The 17321-nt window shown below is 52.3% G+C and carries 16 protein-coding genes; all 16 read left to right on the top strand.

The genetic code is table 11. The annotated features are described in order from the left end of the window. Positions 1 to 23 precede the first annotated feature (23 nt). The 16 genes from MHI24_RS13735 to argB all read left to right on the top strand — a co-directional run bounded on the left by MHI24_RS13735 (position 24) and on the right by argB (position 17313). Positions 24 to 470: a flagellar assembly protein FliW gene (locus tag MHI24_RS13735; protein WP_340026144.1), complete on the top strand. Its 447-nt coding sequence runs from the start codon at positions 24 to 26 to the stop codon at positions 468 to 470. 1 nt (position 471) lies between these two features. Beyond that, the gene (gene csrA / locus MHI24_RS13730) at positions 472 to 708 is read left to right on the top strand and encodes a carbon storage regulator CsrA (protein ID WP_340026142.1); all 237 of its coding nucleotides are present in this window, start codon (positions 472 to 474) and stop codon (positions 706 to 708) included. A 244-nt stretch (positions 709 to 952) separates the two neighbouring features. After that, positions 953 to 2689 (top strand): flagellin, encoded by a 1737-nt coding sequence (locus tag MHI24_RS13725; RefSeq protein ID WP_340026141.1) that lies wholly within the window; start codon positions 953 to 955, stop codon positions 2687 to 2689. 136 nt (positions 2690 to 2825) lie between these two features. Next, positions 2826 to 3218, top strand: coding sequence for a flagellar protein FlaG (locus MHI24_RS13720; RefSeq protein WP_340026140.1), 393 nt, complete (start codon positions 2826 to 2828; stop codon positions 3216 to 3218). Positions 3219 to 3235: 17 nt separating this feature from the next. After that, entirely contained in the window at positions 3236 to 5116 is a 1881-nt protein-coding gene (fliD, locus tag MHI24_RS13715) for a flagellar filament capping protein FliD (protein ID WP_340026139.1), read from the top strand. Positions 5117 to 5144: 28 nt separating this feature from the next. Then, positions 5145 to 5537, top strand: a complete 393-nt coding sequence (fliS, locus tag MHI24_RS13710; RefSeq protein ID WP_340026138.1) for a flagellar export chaperone FliS — start codon at positions 5145 to 5147, stop codon at positions 5535 to 5537. Then, the gene (locus MHI24_RS13705; RefSeq protein WP_340026137.1) at positions 5530 to 5865 is read left to right on the top strand and encodes a flagellar protein FliT; all 336 of its coding nucleotides are present in this window, start codon (positions 5530 to 5532) and stop codon (positions 5863 to 5865) included. The genes fliS and MHI24_RS13705 overlap by 8 nt, the downstream gene beginning before the upstream one ends. A 225-nt stretch (positions 5866 to 6090) precedes the next feature. Next, positions 6091 to 6288 carry a cold shock domain-containing protein gene (locus MHI24_RS13700; protein ID WP_019915069.1) on the top strand — a complete coding sequence of 66 codons (198 nt, stop codon included), beginning with the start codon at positions 6091 to 6093 and terminating at the stop codon, positions 6286 to 6288. A 413-nt stretch (positions 6289 to 6701) separates the two neighbouring features. Next, positions 6702 to 8159, top strand: a complete 1458-nt coding sequence (locus MHI24_RS13695) for an S-layer homology domain-containing protein (protein ID WP_340026135.1) — start codon at positions 6702 to 6704, stop codon at positions 8157 to 8159. 175 nt (positions 8160 to 8334) lie between these two features. Continuing rightward, positions 8335 to 8892, top strand: coding sequence for a ribosome-associated translation inhibitor RaiA (gene raiA / locus MHI24_RS13690; RefSeq protein ID WP_340026134.1), 558 nt, complete (start codon positions 8335 to 8337; stop codon positions 8890 to 8892). 296 nt (positions 8893 to 9188) lie between these two features. After that, a complete protein-coding gene (secA, locus tag MHI24_RS13685; RefSeq protein WP_340026133.1) occupies positions 9189 to 11693 on the top strand; it encodes a preprotein translocase subunit SecA in 2505 nt (834 codons plus the stop codon). A 207-nt stretch (positions 11694 to 11900) separates the two neighbouring features. Beyond that, positions 11901 to 13035, top strand: a protein-coding gene (gene prfB, locus MHI24_RS13680) for a peptide chain release factor 2 (RefSeq protein ID WP_340026132.1) whose coding sequence is annotated in 2 segments (ribosomal slippage) — positions 11901 to 11993 and positions 11995 to 13035 — 1134 coding nt in all. Because the reading frame shifts where the segments join, the coding sequence is not laid out codon by codon here. A gap of 71 nt (positions 13036 to 13106) precedes the next feature. After that, on the top strand, positions 13107 to 13991 hold the full coding sequence (locus MHI24_RS13675) for a YitT family protein (protein WP_340026131.1): 885 nt from the start codon (positions 13107 to 13109) through the stop codon (positions 13989 to 13991). A gap of 169 nt (positions 13992 to 14160) precedes the next feature. Next, positions 14161 to 15210 carry an N-acetyl-gamma-glutamyl-phosphate reductase gene (argC, locus tag MHI24_RS13670; protein ID WP_340026682.1) on the top strand — a complete coding sequence of 350 codons (1050 nt, stop codon included), beginning with the start codon at positions 14161 to 14163 and terminating at the stop codon, positions 15208 to 15210. 21 nt (positions 15211 to 15231) lie between these two features. After that, the gene (argJ, locus tag MHI24_RS13665; RefSeq protein WP_340026130.1) at positions 15232 to 16464 is read left to right on the top strand and encodes a bifunctional ornithine acetyltransferase/N-acetylglutamate synthase; all 1233 of its coding nucleotides are present in this window, start codon (positions 15232 to 15234) and stop codon (positions 16462 to 16464) included. Positions 16465 to 16521: 57 nt separating this feature from the next. Continuing rightward, positions 16522 to 17313, top strand: coding sequence for an acetylglutamate kinase (argB, locus tag MHI24_RS13660; RefSeq protein ID WP_340026129.1), 792 nt, complete (start codon positions 16522 to 16524; stop codon positions 17311 to 17313). The last annotated feature ends 8 nt before the right edge of the window (positions 17314 to 17321 follow it).

Here is a 17321-nt window from a genome sequence, read left to right as displayed (position 1 = left end):
TCAGAATGTTAGGAGTGAACAGCTTGATTATAGAATCGTTATCGATGGGGACGCTGGAAGTGAGTGAGGAGCAGATCTATCATTTCACTAAGGGGATTCCCGGGTTTGATGAAGAAGCGGATTTTGCCCTGGTGGCGTTAGAGGAATCGCCGTTCTGGGTGCTGCAGTCGGTTAAGGAGCCGGGGCATTCCTTCCTGCTAGCTGATCCGTTTGCTTTCTATCCTTCCTATGAGTTTGAGCTTCCAGATGATGAAGCCGAGGAGCTCGGAATCGAGTCAGAGGTGCTGGTCCGCTGCATTGTGACGCTGAAGGAGCAGGTGGAGGCGTCTACGATTAATCTGCTGGCCCCCCTAATCTTCAATCCCGGCGGTCAGACCGGAAAACAGATTGTCATTCACCGCACCTCATATCATACGAAGCACAGCCTGCTGCAGGAGCAGCTGGTGGCTGACGGAAAGGATGGAGGTTAACATGCTCGTACTGTCCCGCAAAAAAGGGGAGACCATCGTCATCCAGGACCAGATCGAACTCACGATTCTAAGTGTGGAAGGCGATACGGTGAAGGTGGGGATCTCTGCACCGAAGCATGTCGATATTTTCCGCAAAGAGGTCTACCTGTCGATCCAGGAATCCAACCGCGAATCCGTAGCGCCTCAGCCAACCGACTTGAATGCGCTGATCCACCGTCTGCGTGGAGGGAATCAGTAAGGAAGTTTTAGATTATAGAATAGGATACATTATAGGACCTGGGCTGCTTGATGTGGCTCGGGTTTTTGGTGTTCAGGGCAAGACAGTAAAAAAATTATCGAAAAACGGAAAAATACTCTAAACAGTTTGGGCCGGGCCGTCGATATATGTATTAGGCATTGAGCCGGCAGGGCGGCCGACCTTAATGGTTCAATGCTTACCACAAGGATGTGGAACTAACTCAATTTCAGGGAGGAAATATCCAATGATTATCAATCATAACGTACCGGCGTTGAACACTCACCGCCAACTGTCCATCAACACTGCTAACACTAACAAAAATATCGAGAAGCTGTCTTCCGGTCTTCGCATCAACCGTGCAGGTGATGACGCTGCTGGTCTGGCAATCTCCGAAAAAATGCGCGGTCAGATCCGCGGTTTGGATCAGGCTGCCCGCAACGCTCAAGATGGTATCTCCTTGATTCAAACAGCTGAAGGCGCACTGAACGAAACTCACTCCATCCTGCAACGTCAACGCGAAATCGCGAACCAATCCGCGAACGGAACCAACACTGATTCCGACCGTCAAGCGCTGCAAGATGAAATGAACGCTCTGACTTCCGAAATCAACCGTATCGGTAACACTACTGAGTTCAACACTCAGAAGTTGCTGCAGGGTGATGGAAAAACCAATCTGACAGCTTCAGGGTTAGTTCCTACTGCTGTTAAGCAAACTGGTGGGGATGCAGTTCATACTCAGGCCACAGCAACAGTCACGCTAAGTGCAGCTGCAATTGCCAATGATACTGTTGGTATCAAACTTAATGGTGTTGACCTTGATGTAACTTACGCTGCTAATAACGCAACAAAAGCAAATTTTGAAGTTACAACTAACGGTGGCGCAGCATCCATTAACCTTCCAACGGCGGGCACGACGACTGGAAATACAGGGGACGCGTTAGCAGCAGCTTTCCAAAAACTGATTGATGAGAATGAAGTTCTAAAAGGAAACTATACTGCTGTTTCGGATGGGGCTGGTGTAGTCACATTTACAGCAGTAGCAGGTGGGAAGTTTGATGGAGCTGCGGGTAATATCTCAGATTATTCTGAAGGAGGGACTGCAGCTACCTTTACTCCTGATGTTACAAACGCAATTGGTACAACTTCAGCAGCAACTGCGGCAACAACTAACTTGGACTTCTCTTCTGCTGGTCTCAATATTGACAGCAAAGCCAAAGTAGAAGCACTCGTTGGTAAAGGCTTCACAATTAATGATCAACAAGTAGAGTTCTATGATGCTAACAAAGGTGCTTACACTGGTAAAGGCATTGGAGTAAACATCAGTGATGCAATCAATGCAACAGCTAACTTTGATGATGTTCTGGCAAATATTGTATCTACTCAATTGGATAGCAAAGTTGAAGGTATCAAAGCTGCTGCAACTGGTGCAGCTACTGGTATCATCAAAATTGATAGTGCAACTACAGGTGCTACTTCTAAACTCGAAATCAAAGACGGCGGAGTTCAGAAAGCCTTCGAAACTACCTTCCAAATCGGTGCTAACACTGGTCAATCCATGAGTCTGTCGATCAACGACATGCGTGCTAACGCTCTGGGTATCACTGCTAAAGCTGGAACAGCAGGTTTCACCGCTGCTAACACAGTAACTGATGGAACTAACGATGTGAAGGGCGAAGCTGCACTGAACATTGCTACTAAGGAAGGCGCAGCAGCAGCCATTGCAATTCTGGACAAGGCTACGGCAGCAGTATCCAGCGAGCGTTCTAAGCTGGGTGCGACTCAGAACCGTCTGGAACACACCATCAACAACTTGGGAACAGCTTCTGAGAACCTGACGGCAGCTGAATCCCGTATCCGTGACGTTGATATGGCGAAAGAAATGATGCAGCAGACTAAGAACAACATCCTTGCACAGGCTGCACAGGCTATGTTGGCTCAGGCTAACCAACAGCCACAAGGCGTTCTGCAATTGCTTCGTTAATTTATTCCTGCTTTACCTTAGGCTCCGGGGCGACCCGGAGTCTTTTTTCTTTTGCAGACGTGCCAAAATCCTAAATTATCCCTGAAACTAACCGATATATAAAGTATAAATTGAGTGTTGGTGGAGGTCGGGGTTAATGAATGTACAGTTTTCGCTTACGGCTAGTACGACAACTGGCGGACAGGGCAAGCCAGAGACTATGCCGTCTGGTGCAGGGTCTGTAGCGTCTGCAGATCAAGCGTCAGGAATCCGGGATATGAAGGATATGGCCTTGAAGGAGAGACAGGGAACGAGTGTGTCAGTAGGTCAGGAACAACTGATCCGCACCATCGAACGGGCAGTGAAATCTTTGCAGGGCCCCCAGACCACGCTGGAGATCAGCATCCACGAGAAGACACATGACATTATGGTGAAGGTGCTCAATAAGGACACTGGCGAGCTAATCCGTGAAGTTCCACGGGAGAAGACACTGGATTTGGTGGCAAATATGATGGAGCTTGCCGGTCTGCTTATAGACGAGAAGATCTAATCTAAGGAGGTGCTTTTTTGGTTACGCGAATCAATGGATTCTCAGGTATGGATATTGATAGTATGGTGAAGAGTATGATGGCGGCCAAGCGGGTGCCGCTGGACAAGCTGAACCAGGACAAGCAGATCCTGCAATGGACGCGTGAGAGCTACCGGGAGATGAACAGTAAGCTGTATGATTTTGGAACTAATAAGTTGACTTTAAAATATGGACTTAGCTCTGCTTTAAATGCACAAAAGGCAGTACTTAGCGGCAATACGACCGCGCTTAAGGCTGAGGCGACGGCCAATGCGACCGGACAGGAGATGGCCGTTAAGGTTACAAAGCTGGCTACAAGAACGACTTATGAGACAGCCGGCTTAGGACAAGGCATACCTGCTACCACCTCCTTGGCTGCACTAGATGGCGTTGACCTTGGTAGTATGCAAGGTCTGGATATGGAGGAGTATCTGAAGAAGGGCTTCGATATCAGCATCAACGGCGAGACGTTTAAGGATGCGGACGGGAAATCCCTATTCAACGGTATGACCTCGATCTCGACGCTGGTGGCAACGATTAATTCTTCTACGAAGGCCAATGCGATCGCCAGTTATGATGAAATTACCGGGAAGCTGACCATTGCCTCCAAGACGGGGGGTAAAGATGGTGCAGTAGTAATGGGTTCTCCTGCCAGCAGCAACACTGTTCTGGGGCTATTCACTACAAAAAAGGTTGTAGAGACCAATCCGCTTACAGACGCTACTCTTTCCACTACATTGACGCAGCTTACCAACCAGCTTAATAATTCTGCTCTGACCGATGATGAAGTGAAGGACATTACATTCAGTATCAACGGCAAATCGTTTACCTTTAAAGGTTCTGATAATATTTCAGATGTCTTGACTAAGATAAATGAGGGTAATGCTGCCAAAGTAGCTGCCACCTTTGAGAATGGGGTCCTGAAACTGACCGGGATAGTAGATAATCCTGGAAATCCTGAGGGGGCTGTCAAACTCAGCGGCAACTCCTACGGTTTCATGAAGCTCTTCAATGGGATGAAGTCCAACCCGGCAGATGACAACTCGATTACTAAGAAGCTCGATGGTGAGAATGCTGAAGTTGAAATAAATGGTGAACCCATCAAGGATGTAACCAGCAATACTTTTACTATTAACGGAGTGCAACTCACTCTTCTCGAATTAACTAAAGATAACGAACCGGTTATTATCAAGACACAGACCGATTCTACTAAAGCCGTGGAATCCATCAAGAGCTTCGTTGAAGATTATAACAACCTGATCCTGGCCCTGAATTCCAAGATCGACGAGGCGAAGTATCGTGATTTCAGACCATTGACGGATGCGCAGAAGGCTGAGATGAAAGAGGCAGACGTCAAAACCTGGACTGAGAAGGCGCAGAGCGGGTTGCTTAAGAATGATGATATTATCAAGTCCGTCTTGTCTGAAATGCGCAGCATTATCAGTAACAAGCTGGGACCATTAAGCACCCTGGGCATCACAACCGGGAATTATATGTCGAACGGCAAGCTCGTTATTGATGAGGAGAAGCTGAGTAAGGCCATCAATGAGAATCCGCAGCTTGCACTCGATTTATTGCAAGGCCCGGCTAGCGCCCCCAAAGAGGGTATTTTCGACAAAATGGCTGAAAAAATTACAGGAGCCATCGAGAAAATCTCGGAGCGGGCGGGAACGAACAGATACTCTATGGACCTTACCAGTACGTTCAAGGAAGAAAGCGTGATGGGTAAGAAATTGAGGTTATACAACTCACGTATCAGTGTTATGACCACAATGTTGAACAATACGGAGACCCGTTACTACAAACAATTCACTGCCATGGAGACCGCCATGAACAAGCTCCAATCGCAGTCCAACAGCCTGTTCTCCACCGGCAATTAAGAATATTTCACAATAGAGGGTGACAAATTTGATTAAATCTCCTTACGATAAATACCGCCAGTCTTCTGTCCAGACTTCGACTCCAGCGCAACTTGTCATTATGCTGTACGACGGAGCGATCCGCTTCGCAAAAACTGCGGTGGACGGGTTGAAGAAGCAGGACCTGGAGAAGTCGAATTTGAATTTTGGGAAGGCCCAGACGATTATCAGCGAGTTAATGAGCACATTGGATTACTCGATTGAAGTGTCCAAGGGGCTCTACTCTCTCTATGAATATACGAACTATCTGTTAATCCAGGCGAACATTCATAAAAACCTTGATAAGGCAGAGGAAGCCATTGGTTATCTTACCGAGCTGCGCGAGACCTGGCTGCAGGCGTCCAAGCTGGCGGCAAGCCAGACGGAGATTGCGAATGGATGAGCTTATCCGCGGGCTGGATCAGCTGACGCAGGAGATGCTGGACCGGCTGCCGGATGCGGTCTATGAGGACCTGGAAGACTTCGTAGAGGAGCGGCAGATTCTTGTCGATTCGATTGCAGAAAAGGTCGCAATTTGTCCGGCATCGGCTGCGCAAATGCGCGAAATTGAGCGAATCCTGGGTCACGATGCTGCACTCCTGGCCCGCATGAACGCCCTCCGCCTGGAGGCCCAGGACTTCCTCCAGAAGCGGAGTCAGGCCAAAATTCAGCGCAGCGCCTATGAGGCTGGTTATACGCCGGACAGCTTCCTGATGGACCGCAAAAAATAATAGCTGCATACTGTTTCAGTTGGGGAGAAGACGGGTATTTACAAGCGTCGGCTCCTTTTTTGTACGATATCACAGAAAGCTGGGGTCCTTCTCTTAAAATACGTCATGGTAAAATATTGAAAGTAATCATTTACTTTTCCAATTGACAATAGAGAAGCAGCGGTGGTATAGTCGAGTTGTGAGCATGACTCACGTTCATCTGATGACGAAGGGAATGTTTAGTCAATGGAAGGTAAAGTTAAATGGTTTAACGCAGAAAAAGGTTATGGTTTCATCGAAACTGCCGACGGTGGCGACGTATTCGTACACTTCTCCGCGATTCAAACTGACGGTTTCAAGACATTGGATGAAGGTCAATCCGTAGAGTTCGATATCGTTGAAGGCGCACGCGGACCACAAGCAGCTAACGTCATCAAATTATAATCATCCGGCGAAGCCGACCTACATATATGGTAGATGGTTAGCAATTGAGACAACGCTAGCGGTAGACCCTGGGGATTTTCCCCGGGGTCTTTTTTATGCTGCCTGAATCACGCTCTGGGCGGCCGGGTCTGGCTTGAAGTGAAGTCCTGCTTAGCAGGGCTTTTTTACATTTAGCTGATATTTCCCCGTAAAACAGGCCTGAAACCACCCCGGATTAGACACTTTGTAAAATGAATTTCAAGAAACCTGTTATGTTTACCTAAATTTTGGGTAATGGGAACCGTTGGGCTTTTTTTGTTGCCTAGTTTGCACTCTTTTATTTGCTTAGGCGTATGCTTCCGAACGTGCTTTAAGGGAAGAAGCCATGCAGTGAAGCCTATGCCCATCACAATCACAGGAGGATGAACAAACGCATGAGAAAATTGTGGCGCAGCCTGATGACTGGAGTGCTTGGGATGTCGATGCTGTTCGGTTCACTGGCAAGTGTATCCGCAGCACCAACCCCTAAGGACATTCAGGGTCACTGGGCACAGAAGCAATTGCAGAGCTGGCTGGACAAAGGATACCTCGGCGGTTATCCTGACGGAACGGTGAAGCCGAACAAGGCTATTACCCGTGGTGAATATGTTGCACTGATCAACCGCCTGTTCGGGTTCACCGAGACGGCTTCCATTAGCTTCACGGATGTGAAGAAATCCAACTGGGTCTACAGTGAAGTAGCCAAGGCAGTCAAAGCCGGCTACATCGGCGGGTATGAGAACAATACCTTCCGGGCCAACAACCCGCTTACCCGCCAAGAGGCTGCAGTCATTGCTGCCAAGGTGCTTAAGCTAGGGACAAGCTCCAATGCCATTAAGTTCAAGGACAATGCCCAGATCGCGGCATGGGCCAAGGCTGCTGTAGCAGCGGCGTCCGACAAGAAGATTATTAACGGCTATCCTGACGGCACCTTCGGTCCGAAGAAATCGCTGACCCGGGCTGAGGCAGTGGGCATCATCAGCAACTCGGTAGCCCACAAGCCAGCCACTGGCGGCGGAGTAATCCCGACTCCAACACCGGTTGCAACTCCAACTCCTACAGCAACACCTGTACCGAGCACCAGCCCAACAGCTACTCCGGTTCCAGGCGGTAGCGGTGGCGGTACTGGCGGCGGTGGAGGAGGCGGTGGCGGCGGTGGCGGCAGCGTAACCGTGCCATCGGTGAGCAACGTGGCTTATGGTCATGTCGGCTCAGTGACTGCAGATGTGTATGTTACGCCTTCTGTAACAGGATCGGTGTACTATGTTGTAGCTCCTTACAGCATGAACGCAACACCACCAACTGCGGTACAAGTGAGAGACGGGTTGACTAGTGCAAACACTGCTGGCGTTCATTCCGGCAAAATCGCAACAACAGCCAACACTACCGTTACCTTCTCGGTATATGGTCTGAATGCAGGAACGGAGTACACGGTATACGTTGCCCTGACAGATACTTCCGGCAACTGGTCCGGCGTAACGCCGCTTCAGTTGAAGACTGCAGCCGGCACGGACACTTCCGTTACACAGGTTGGAATCACCAGTGTAACTAGTGTGTCAGCCGAAGTATATGCGAGCTATGGTAAGGCAGGCGTACTACCAGTTCCGCTGAAATACGTGGTGGTGAAGGCGGACGAAGCTGATCCTACAGCCCAACAAATTTCTGAAGGAAAGAACAGCGCTGGCGTTCACCTGACAGCACCTTCGGCAGGTACACTTACAGGTAGTCCAATTGTGAAACAAAGTATTAACCTAACAGGACTCACTGCCAATACAGCGTATAAAGTCTTCTTTATCACGGATTCCAACGGCACCTTCTCTCCAGTAGAGATCCTGCGGGTCCACACGAAATAAACAGCATGAACATCGGTCCGGCTGGGGCGGTTTTACGCTCCGGCCGGGCTTTTTTCATGAAGGGGATTGGGTGTGACACCTTTTGTTAGTTAGATGTAAAGGCTGACAGCTTTTGTTTTTTACTTAGCCCTGACAATTTGCTATAATGAGAAAGTAAACAAAGGAGGAGTGCCTTATGCAATTCAGCATTCGAGGTCAACAAATTGAAGTGACCGACGCTTTGAGAGACTATGTTGATAAGAAGCTCAGCAGACTTGAGAAGTACTTCGAAGCACCCCCTACCTCAGAAGGATATGTGACGCTTGGCGTCGTTCGCGGCCTTCATACGGTGGAAGTGACTATCCCTCTGTCCGGTGTGACGCTCCGTGCGGAAGACCGCAGTGATGATATGTATGCCTCCATCGATGCCGTAGTGGACAAGCTGGAACGTCAGATCCGCAAGCACAAGACCAAGCTGAACCGCAAGTTCCGCCAGGAAGGCAGTCTGAAGACCTTGTTCGTTGAAGGGGCCGGCAGCACTGTAGCGGTTGAAGAGCAGGAGCAGGATTACGATGATCTTGAGGTTGTGCGGAACAAACGGTTCACCTTGAAGCCTATGGATGTGGAAGAAGCGATTCTGCAGATGAACATGATCGGACATACGTTCTTCGTGTTCTCCAACATTGACACCTCTGAAGTCAGCGTTGTTTACAAGCGCGATGACGGCAAATATGGACTGATTGAACAGGGATAACGAAGGTTACCCAAGGGCGCTCGGTTCAGCCTGAAGCAGACAATTAGATGAGCCCCTATTCGCCTGAAGCGAATAGGGCTCTTGTTCGTATATACAGCACTTTCACTGAAATGCCATCATCTGTCCTGAATTAAGCGGATTATGCAGAATAAGGTTAGGGCGGCTTGTATTGCGGCTTCTCTTACAAACTGTTACAATTTATGAAGCAGCGGAATCGAAATTTGATCTGGCCCTTTCACTTAAGTCTTGAGGATGGGCTCGGTTCCACCATCTGTGTTGCATGAAAGGGGTTAACCATGCTAGGACTTGTTAAGAAAATATTTGGAGATACCAACGAACGTGATGTTAAACGTCTCATGAAGACGGTCGAAGTCATTAATGGTCTGGAGCCGGATTTCGTCAAGCTGACGGATGAAGAGCTGCGGGCGAAGACAGAAGAATTCCGCGCCCGGATTGAGAAGGGCGAGACGCTGGAGGAGCTTCTTCCCGAGGCCTTTGCAACCGTACGCGAAGCTTCCAAACGGACGCTGGGCATGCGGCATTTTGACGTTCAGCTCGTTGGGGGGATGGCGCTGCACGAAGGCCGGATCGCCGAGATGAAGACGGGTGAAGGTAAGACACTGGTCGGAACGCTGCCGGTGTATCTGAATGCGCTCCTGGGTAAGGGTGTGCATGTCGTAACCGTCAATGATTACCTGGCCCAGCGCGACAGCGCACAAATGGGACAAATCTATAACTTCCTGGGCATGACCGTCGGGGTGAACCTCAACGGCATGGATCATAATGATAAACAACAGGCGTATGCCTGCGATATTACGTATGGAACGAACAATGAATTCGGGTTCGACTATCTGCGCGACAACATGGTCCTCTATAAGGAACAGATGGTACAGCGCCCGCTGTACTTCTGTATCATTGACGAAGTCGACTCCATCCTGATCGATGAGGCGCGGACACCGCTGATCATCTCCGGCCAGGCTGAGAAATCGACAGAGCTGTATTATGCAGCCGACCGGTTCGTCAAGAAGCTGACGCCTGAAGAAGACTACACCATTGATATTAAGGTGAAGTCGGTTGCGCTGACCGAGAAGGGTGTGGCTACGGCGGAGAAGGCTTTTGGCATCGAGAATCTGTATGACCACAGCCATGTCACGCTGAACCATCATATCGTGCAGGCGCTGAAGGCGAACGCAATTATGCGCCGGGACGTAGACTATGTAGTCAACGATGACGAGGTTATGATCGTCGATGAGTTCACAGGCCGTCTCATGCAGGGCCGCCGTTACAGCGACGGGCTGCACCAGGCGATTGAAGCCAAGGAAGAGATTGAAGTGCAGAATGAGAGCATGACGCTCGCTACAATCACCTTCCAGAACTACTTCCGCATGTACCGCAAGCTGGGCGGCATGACCGGTACAGCCAAGACCGAGGAAGAGGAATTCAAGAAGATCTATGGCCTGGAGGTTCTCCAGGTGCCTACGAATAAGCCGAACCAGCGGGTTGATATGCCGGATGTCGTCTACAAAAGCGAGAACGGCAAGTTCAACGCGGTCGTGAATGAAATTGTGGAACGCCACAAAAAGAATCAGCCTGTACTTGTAGGTACAGTATCCATTGAAAACTCCGAGCGGGTATCGGAAATGCTGAAGCGCAAGGGTGTGCGGCATCAGGTGTTGAATGCCAAGCATCATGCGGCTGAAGCCGAAATCATCTCCTATGCCGGTCAGCCGGGAACCGTCACCATTGCTACCAACATGGCCGGACGCGGTACGGATATCGTACTGGGTGAAGGCGTAACTGATCTTGGCGGCTTGCATATTATTGGTACAGAGCGCCATGAATCCCGCCGGATTGACAATCAGCTTCGCGGACGTGCCGGACGCCAGGGCGACCCGGGCTCCACACAGTTCTACCTGTCGCTTGGCGATGAGCTGATGAAGCGCTTCGGAGCAGACAACGTGCTCAACATGATGGACCGCCTTGGATTCGAGGAAGACCAGCCGATTGAGAGCCGGATGATTACCCGGGCGGTGGAATCCGCACAGAAACGGGTAGAAGGCAATAACTTCGACATCCGTAAGGTCGTCCTGCAATATGATGACGTCATGAACCAGCAGCGCGAGATTATCTACAAGCAGCGCCGTGAGATTCTGGAGTCTGACAATATCAAGGACATCGTAGTGGAAATGATTAAGCCGGTCATCGACCGCGTAGTGAATGCACACTGCAGCGATGATATCCCTGAGAACTGGGAGCTGCAAGAGGTTGCAGACTATGTGAACAGCAAGCTGCTGGAAGAGAATGAACTGACCCGTGATGATCTGTGGGGCAAGGAAGTCGATGAGATGATCGAGTTCATCTTCGGCCGTGTGTTGGAGAAATATGCTGCACGTGAAGAACGCCTTGGCTCCGAGCTGGTACGCGAATTCGAGAAGGTCATTGTTCTGCGTTCCGTAGACAGCAAATGGATGGATCATATCGATGCCATGGATCAGCTTCGTCAAGGGATTCACCTCCGTGCTTACGGCGGCACCGATCCGCTGCGCGAATATCAGTTCGAGGGCTTCGAGATGTTCAATGCCATGACAGCGAATATCCAGGAAGAAGTCGCGACCTATATTATGAAGGCGCACATCGAGACCAATCAGGAACGGCAGTCGGTTGTGGAGGAGAACAAGATTTCCACCAACGCCGAGCCGGCTGAGAAACGTCCGGTGCATGTGGAATCCACCGTTGGCCGTAACGATCCATGCCCATGCGGCAGCGGCAAGAAGTACAAGAACTGCCACGGCCAGGCGTAAGACGGTATTACGGCTTCATGTGGGTAAGTAACTTTCGGTGATATTTACCGGTTTGAGTTATTATGAAAATATAAAGCGGCTGGGCCCGGGGGGACTCCCCGTTTGCGGCCCGGCTGCTTTTTTGGGCTTTTGAGTGGTCAGGAATCACAGTGGCGCGGAAGACCTGAGCTTTAAGCGGCTTATGGCCGGGTGGAAGGGTATTTTATTATGAAAGGTGATGTGATCCAAGTGATCGATCCTAATGTGAAGCAGGACCTGCGTGAAATTGGCAAGAAATTAACCAACCTTAGGGGGTCACTTTGACTTAGACCTGAAGCTGGAGATTATTGCGAACTTTGAAGAGAAGATGGCGGCGCCCGGATTCTGGGATGATCCCGAGCAGGCGCAGAGCGTCATCAGCGAGATGAATGCTGTGAAATCGGTGGTAGACCAGTATCATAAGCTGCAGCAGGAATTCGACGATGCCGAGATGATGGTCGAGCTGGCCGATGAGGAAGGCGACGACGCCCTCGCTGCCGAGATGGTGGAGACGGTACGCGGAATCAGCGGCAGAGTGGATGAATTCGAGCTGCAGCTGCTGCTCAATCAGCCATACGATAAGCTGAACGCGATTCTGGAGCTGCACCCGGGTGCAGGCGGCACCGAGTCCCAGGACTGGGGCCAGATGCTGCTGCGCATGTACACACGCTGGGCTGAGAAGCGGGGCTTCAAGGTTGAGGTGCTGGATTATCTGCCGGGGGATGAAGCGGGCATCAAGAGTGTAACGCTGCTCATTAAAGGGCACAATGTCTATGGATACCTGAAGGCAGAGAAGGGCGTTCACCGGCTGGTGCGCATCTCGCCTTTTGACTCCTCGGGTAGACGCCATACCTCCTTCGTATCCTGCGATGTGATGCCGGAGATTTCGGATGATGTTGAAGTGGAGATCCGTACAGAGGATCTTAAGATTGATACGTACCGGGCCAGCGGCGCGGGCGGTCAGCATATCAACACGACAGACTCGGCTGTGCGCATCACGCATATCCCGACCGGGGTGGTGGTGACGTGCCAGAATGAGCGTTCCCAGATCAAGAACCGGGAGCAGGCGATGAAGATGCTGCGGTCCAAGCTCTATGAGCGCAAAATCCAGGAGCAGCAGGCTGAACTGGATGAGATTCGCGGCGAGCAATCCGATATTGCCTGGGGCAGCCAGATCCGCTCCTATGTATTCCATCCGTACAGCATGGTGAAGGATCACCGCACTTCGGTGGAGACCGGCAACGTCGGTGCAGTCATGGACGGCGATCTGGACGGATTCATCGACGGCTATCTGCGCAGCCAGATCAAGACCGAAGCTGAATAAACGAAATTCTATTCCTACACGTCTTCGGAGGTGTAGGGATTTTTTCTGAATATAAAGGAGCCCGGCCAACGATGCAAAAAGTCAATTCACGCAACAAACCTCCGCTGATTCCCTTGAACGGGCCGCTGCGCCATACCGTGGATATCGCGCTTATTCTGATCGGCTCGCTGATTACGGGGCTGGCGTTCAACCTGTTCTTCCTGCCCAATCAGATTGCTTCAGGCGGTGTATCCGGTCTGTCCGTGCTGGCCGAGGCCTGGTTCGGGGCGGAGCCGGCGTTCACGCAGTGGGCGCTGAACATTCCGCTGTTCATTCTCGGCGTCATCTTCCTCGGCAAGCAGTACGGCATCCGGTCCTTGCTGGGGAGCTTCGTGCTGCCGCTGTTCATTTTTCTGACCAAAGACGGGCCTGTACCGACCACTAATCCGCTGTTAGCTTCTATTTATGGCGGTATTGGAGTGGGGCTGGGCTTAGGTCTGGTCTTCCGCGGGCGCGGCTCCACCGGCGGACTGACGATTGCGGCACAGATTATTCAGAAGCTCACCGGCTTCAGCTTCTCGCTGTCCGTGGTGCTGCTGGATGGTACGGTGATTACGCTGGCTGCTTTTGTGCTGGGGATGGAGCAGGCGATGTATGCCCTGATTGGTCTGTTCGTCACCGGCAGAGTGATTAATGCGCTGGAGGTGGGCTTCAGCGTAACGAAGGTGGCGTATATCATCTCGGATCATACGGAGGCGATCTCCCAGGCGATTCTGAATGATCTCGACCGCGGACTGACGAAGCTGAATGCGCAAGGCGGCTACACCGGAGACAACCGCACTGTGCTGATGGTCGTGGTAGGCCAGAACGAAATTGCCAGATTGAAGGCGATTGTCCGCTCGGTGGACCCGGGTGCTTTTGTGATTATTACGGAGGCGCATGAGGTGCTGGGCGAAGGATTCAAAAGAGAAGCGTAGAACTCCCTGATGGGGGCTTACGCTTCTTTTTTTGCTGCAAAAGGGCTTGAATAAAGTTAACGTTACATGTTGTATTTATATTAATACGGTCGTATAATAATACATATTTGCAGAACGGTCAGGACCGGGCGATAATGGTAGAAATGAGACATAGGAAGCGGGGATGACAGTGACAGGCAAGCTGAGAGCAGCGATTGTCGGATCAACAGGATATGGGGGCGTGGAGCTGATCAGGCTGCTGCAGGGCCACCCGGATATTGAGATTACTTCAGTGATCTCTTCGTCAAGTGCAGGTGCACCGATCGAGGAAGGGTTCCCGCATCTGACGGGGATTGTGGAGCGTAAGCTGGATGGTGTCGATGCCGCCGAGATTGCGGGGAGAGCCGATGTTGTTTTCACTGCAACTCCCTCCGGGGTGAGCGGGAAGCTGGTGCCGCAGCTGCTGGAGGCAGGGCTTAAGGTCGTGGATCTGTCGGGAGACTTCCGGCTGAATAATGGTGCAGAGTATGAACAGTGGTATAAGCATCCGGCTCCGCCGGAGGCGTACCTGGAGCAGGCCGTCTACGGGTTATGTGAGGTGTACGGTGAACAGGCGGCTGGCGTGGACTTCATCTCGAATCCCGGGTGTTACCCGACAGCGACGCTGCTGGGGCTGGTTCCGGCGCTTGCCGCCGGTTGGATTAAGCCGGATAGCATCATTATCGATGCGAAGTCCGGGGTGTCCGGGGCGGGGCGGGGAACGAGCCTGATGGTGCATTTTGCCGAGATCAATGAGAACCTCAAAGCCTACAAAATCAACAAGCATCAGCACATCCCGGAAATCGAGCAGGTGCTTAGCGATATCGCCAAGGAGAAGGTAACGGTTACGTTCACGACGCATCTGGTGCCGATGACCCGGGGGATTATGAGCACGATGTATGCCAGTCTGACGGGTGAACACAGCGAGCAGGAACTGGTGGACTTATACCGTAACTATTATGAGGGCCGGCCATTTGTGCGGGTGCGCGAGCCCGGCATTGTTCCGGCGACGAAGGAAGTCAGCGGGTCGAATTATTGCGACATCGGCTTCGCCACAGATGCACGCACCGGGCGGGTCACCATCGTGTCGGTTATCGACAATGTTGTTAAGGGCGCAGCAGGGCAGGCGATTCAGAACCTGAATTTGATGATGGGATGGGAGGAAACCCGCGGGCTGGGCTACACACCGGTGTATCCTTAAGCTATTTGCGGTCAAACATACATGAGCGAGCATTCATTATATACCGTCGTAGAAGGCGGAAGCATTACTGCACCGAAGGGTTTCACGGCCGGAGGCCTGCACTGCGGGCTCAAAAAAACCGAGCGCAACGACCTCGCCGCCATCCGTTGTGAGGTGCCTGCGACGGCGGCTGCGGTGTACACGACCAATGTGTTTCAGGCGGCTCCGCTGAAGGTGACGCGTGAGAGTCTGGCGGACGGGACACTGCAGGCGGTCATCGTGAACAGCGGCAATGCCAATGCCTGTACAGGCGAGCAGGGGGAAGCGGATGCGTATGAGATGCGTGCGGCTGCTGCCCGCCATCTGGGTGTGGACGAGCTGAACGTGGCTGTGGCTTCTACGGGCGTAATCGGCGAGCTGCTGAAGATGGACTGTGTGCGCAGCGGGATTGAAGGACTGCCGGAGAAGCTGGATGCGGGCGCTGCCGGTGCCGAGGAGTTCAGCCAGGCGATACTGACAACCGATCTGGTCAAAAAAGAAAGCTGTGTCAAAGTTACTGTGGGCGGAACAGAGGTCATTATTGCTGGAGCCGCGAAGGGCTCCGGGATGATTCACCCGAACATGGCGACGATGCTGGGCTTCATGACCACGGATGTGCTCATTGACGGAGAAGATCTGCTGGGCCTGCTGCGCACGGCGACGAACTCTACTTTTAATATGATCACTGTAGACGGTGACACCAGTACAAATGATATGCTGGTCGCTATGGCCAGCGGGCTGGCGGGCAATGAGAAGCTGACGCGGGAGCATGGGGATTGGGAGGCTTTTGCGGCGGCGTTCACGCATGTGTGCCGTAGTCTGGCGATGGCGATTGCCCGCGACGGCGAAGGCGCAACGAAGCTGATCGAGGTGCAGGTGAGCGGGGCGGTGCACGATGAGGCGGCGGCTGCGATTGCCAAGACGGTGGTCGGCTCCAGCCTGGTGAAATCGGCGATCTTCGGTGCGGATGCCAACTGGGGGCGGATCATTGCAGCTGTTGGCCGCGCAGGCGTGCCGGTATCGCCGGAACGGGTGGATATTAAGCTGGGTGAGATTGAGGTGCTGCGCGGATCGCGTCCGGTGGCTTTTGATGAGGAGCAGGCACTGCATTATCTGCAAAAGACAGATACCGTGCTGATCTCAGTCGCCCTGTCGGACGGAAGCGGCAGTGCTACCGCCTGGGGCTGCGACCTCACTTATGATTATGTGCGGATTAATGCGGCTTACCGGACGTAACCTGCGCGGCTTGTGCGGGGATCGGCGGCAGGCAGCTTATATAGAGGGGGCAGGGGAATGGCGTTAGAAAGGCTGTTCGTGATGAAATGCGGCGGAAGTACGCTGGCGGCGCTGCCGGATTCGTTCTTCGAGGATTTGCGGGGGCTGCAGCGAAGCGGTGTTCAGCCGGTCATTGTGCATGGCGGCGGTCCGGCGATCTCCGGCAATCTGGAGAAGCTTGGCATCGAGAGCAGCTTCGTGAATGGCCTGCGGGTGACCACCGAAGAGGTGCTGGATGTCGTTGAGATGACGCTGGCCGGGAGCATCAACAAGGCGATTGTCCGGCGGATTCAGTCCAGCGGGGGCCGTGCTCTCGGGCTGTCGGGCATAGACGGTAACCTGATTGTGGCACGTCCGGTAGCGAACCATCAGGAGGTCGGGCTGGTGGGGGAAGTCGTGCAGGTCCAGGCGGAGATTGTGACGGGTATTCTCGGGATGGGCTATATCCCGGTTATTGCGCCGGTCGGCGTGGATGCCAGCGGCCAGCGGTATAATATTAATGCGGACACTGCGGCGGGAGCCGTTGCTTCTTATATAGAATCGCCAAGGATGATTGTCGTTACGGATGTGCCGGGGATTATGCGTACGGTGGAAGGTGAGAAAGTGGTGCTTCCGTCCGTGACCGTGGCCCAGATTGAAGAGCTGATTGACAGCGGCGAAATCTACGGCGGGATGATTCCCAAGGTCCGCGCAGCGATGGATTGCATCCAGGGCCAGGTGTCCGAGGTTATTATTGTAGACGGCAGCGAGCCGCGTGTACTCAGCCGGGTCCTTCAGGGCGAGGCACTGGGGACGCGGATTGTAAGGTAGCAGAGATT

The sequence above is a fragment of the Paenibacillus sp. FSL K6-1096 genome, from assembly GCF_037977055.1.
GTDB lineage: Bacteria > Bacillota > Bacilli > Paenibacillales > Paenibacillaceae > Paenibacillus_AQ.
This window is presented reverse-complemented; position numbering and strand designations above follow the sequence as displayed.

Coding starts and splice junctions, on each gene's coding strand:
- csrA (WP_340026142.1), top strand. CDS start 472: ATGCTCGTACTGTCCCGCAAAAAAGGGGAGACCATCGTCATCCAGGAC.
- MHI24_RS13725 (WP_340026141.1), top strand. CDS start 953: ATGATTATCAATCATAACGTACCGGCGTTGAACACTCACCGCCAACTG.
- MHI24_RS13720 (WP_340026140.1), top strand. CDS start 2,826: ATGAATGTACAGTTTTCGCTTACGGCTAGTACGACAACTGGCGGACAG.
- MHI24_RS13705 (WP_340026137.1), top strand. CDS start 5,530: ATGGATGAGCTTATCCGCGGGCTGGATCAGCTGACGCAGGAGATGCTG.
- MHI24_RS13700 (WP_019915069.1), top strand. CDS start 6,091: ATGGAAGGTAAAGTTAAATGGTTTAACGCAGAAAAAGGTTATGGTTTC.
- MHI24_RS13695 (WP_340026135.1), top strand. CDS start 6,702: ATGAGAAAATTGTGGCGCAGCCTGATGACTGGAGTGCTTGGGATGTCG.
- raiA (WP_340026134.1), top strand. CDS start 8,335: ATGCAATTCAGCATTCGAGGTCAACAAATTGAAGTGACCGACGCTTTG.
- secA (WP_340026133.1), top strand. CDS start 9,189: ATGCTAGGACTTGTTAAGAAAATATTTGGAGATACCAACGAACGTGAT.
- MHI24_RS13675 (WP_340026131.1), top strand. CDS start 13,107: ATGCAAAAAGTCAATTCACGCAACAAACCTCCGCTGATTCCCTTGAAC.
- argJ (WP_340026130.1), top strand. CDS start 15,232: ATGAGCGAGCATTCATTATATACCGTCGTAGAAGGCGGAAGCATTACT.
- argB (WP_340026129.1), top strand. CDS start 16,522: ATGGCGTTAGAAAGGCTGTTCGTGATGAAATGCGGCGGAAGTACGCTG.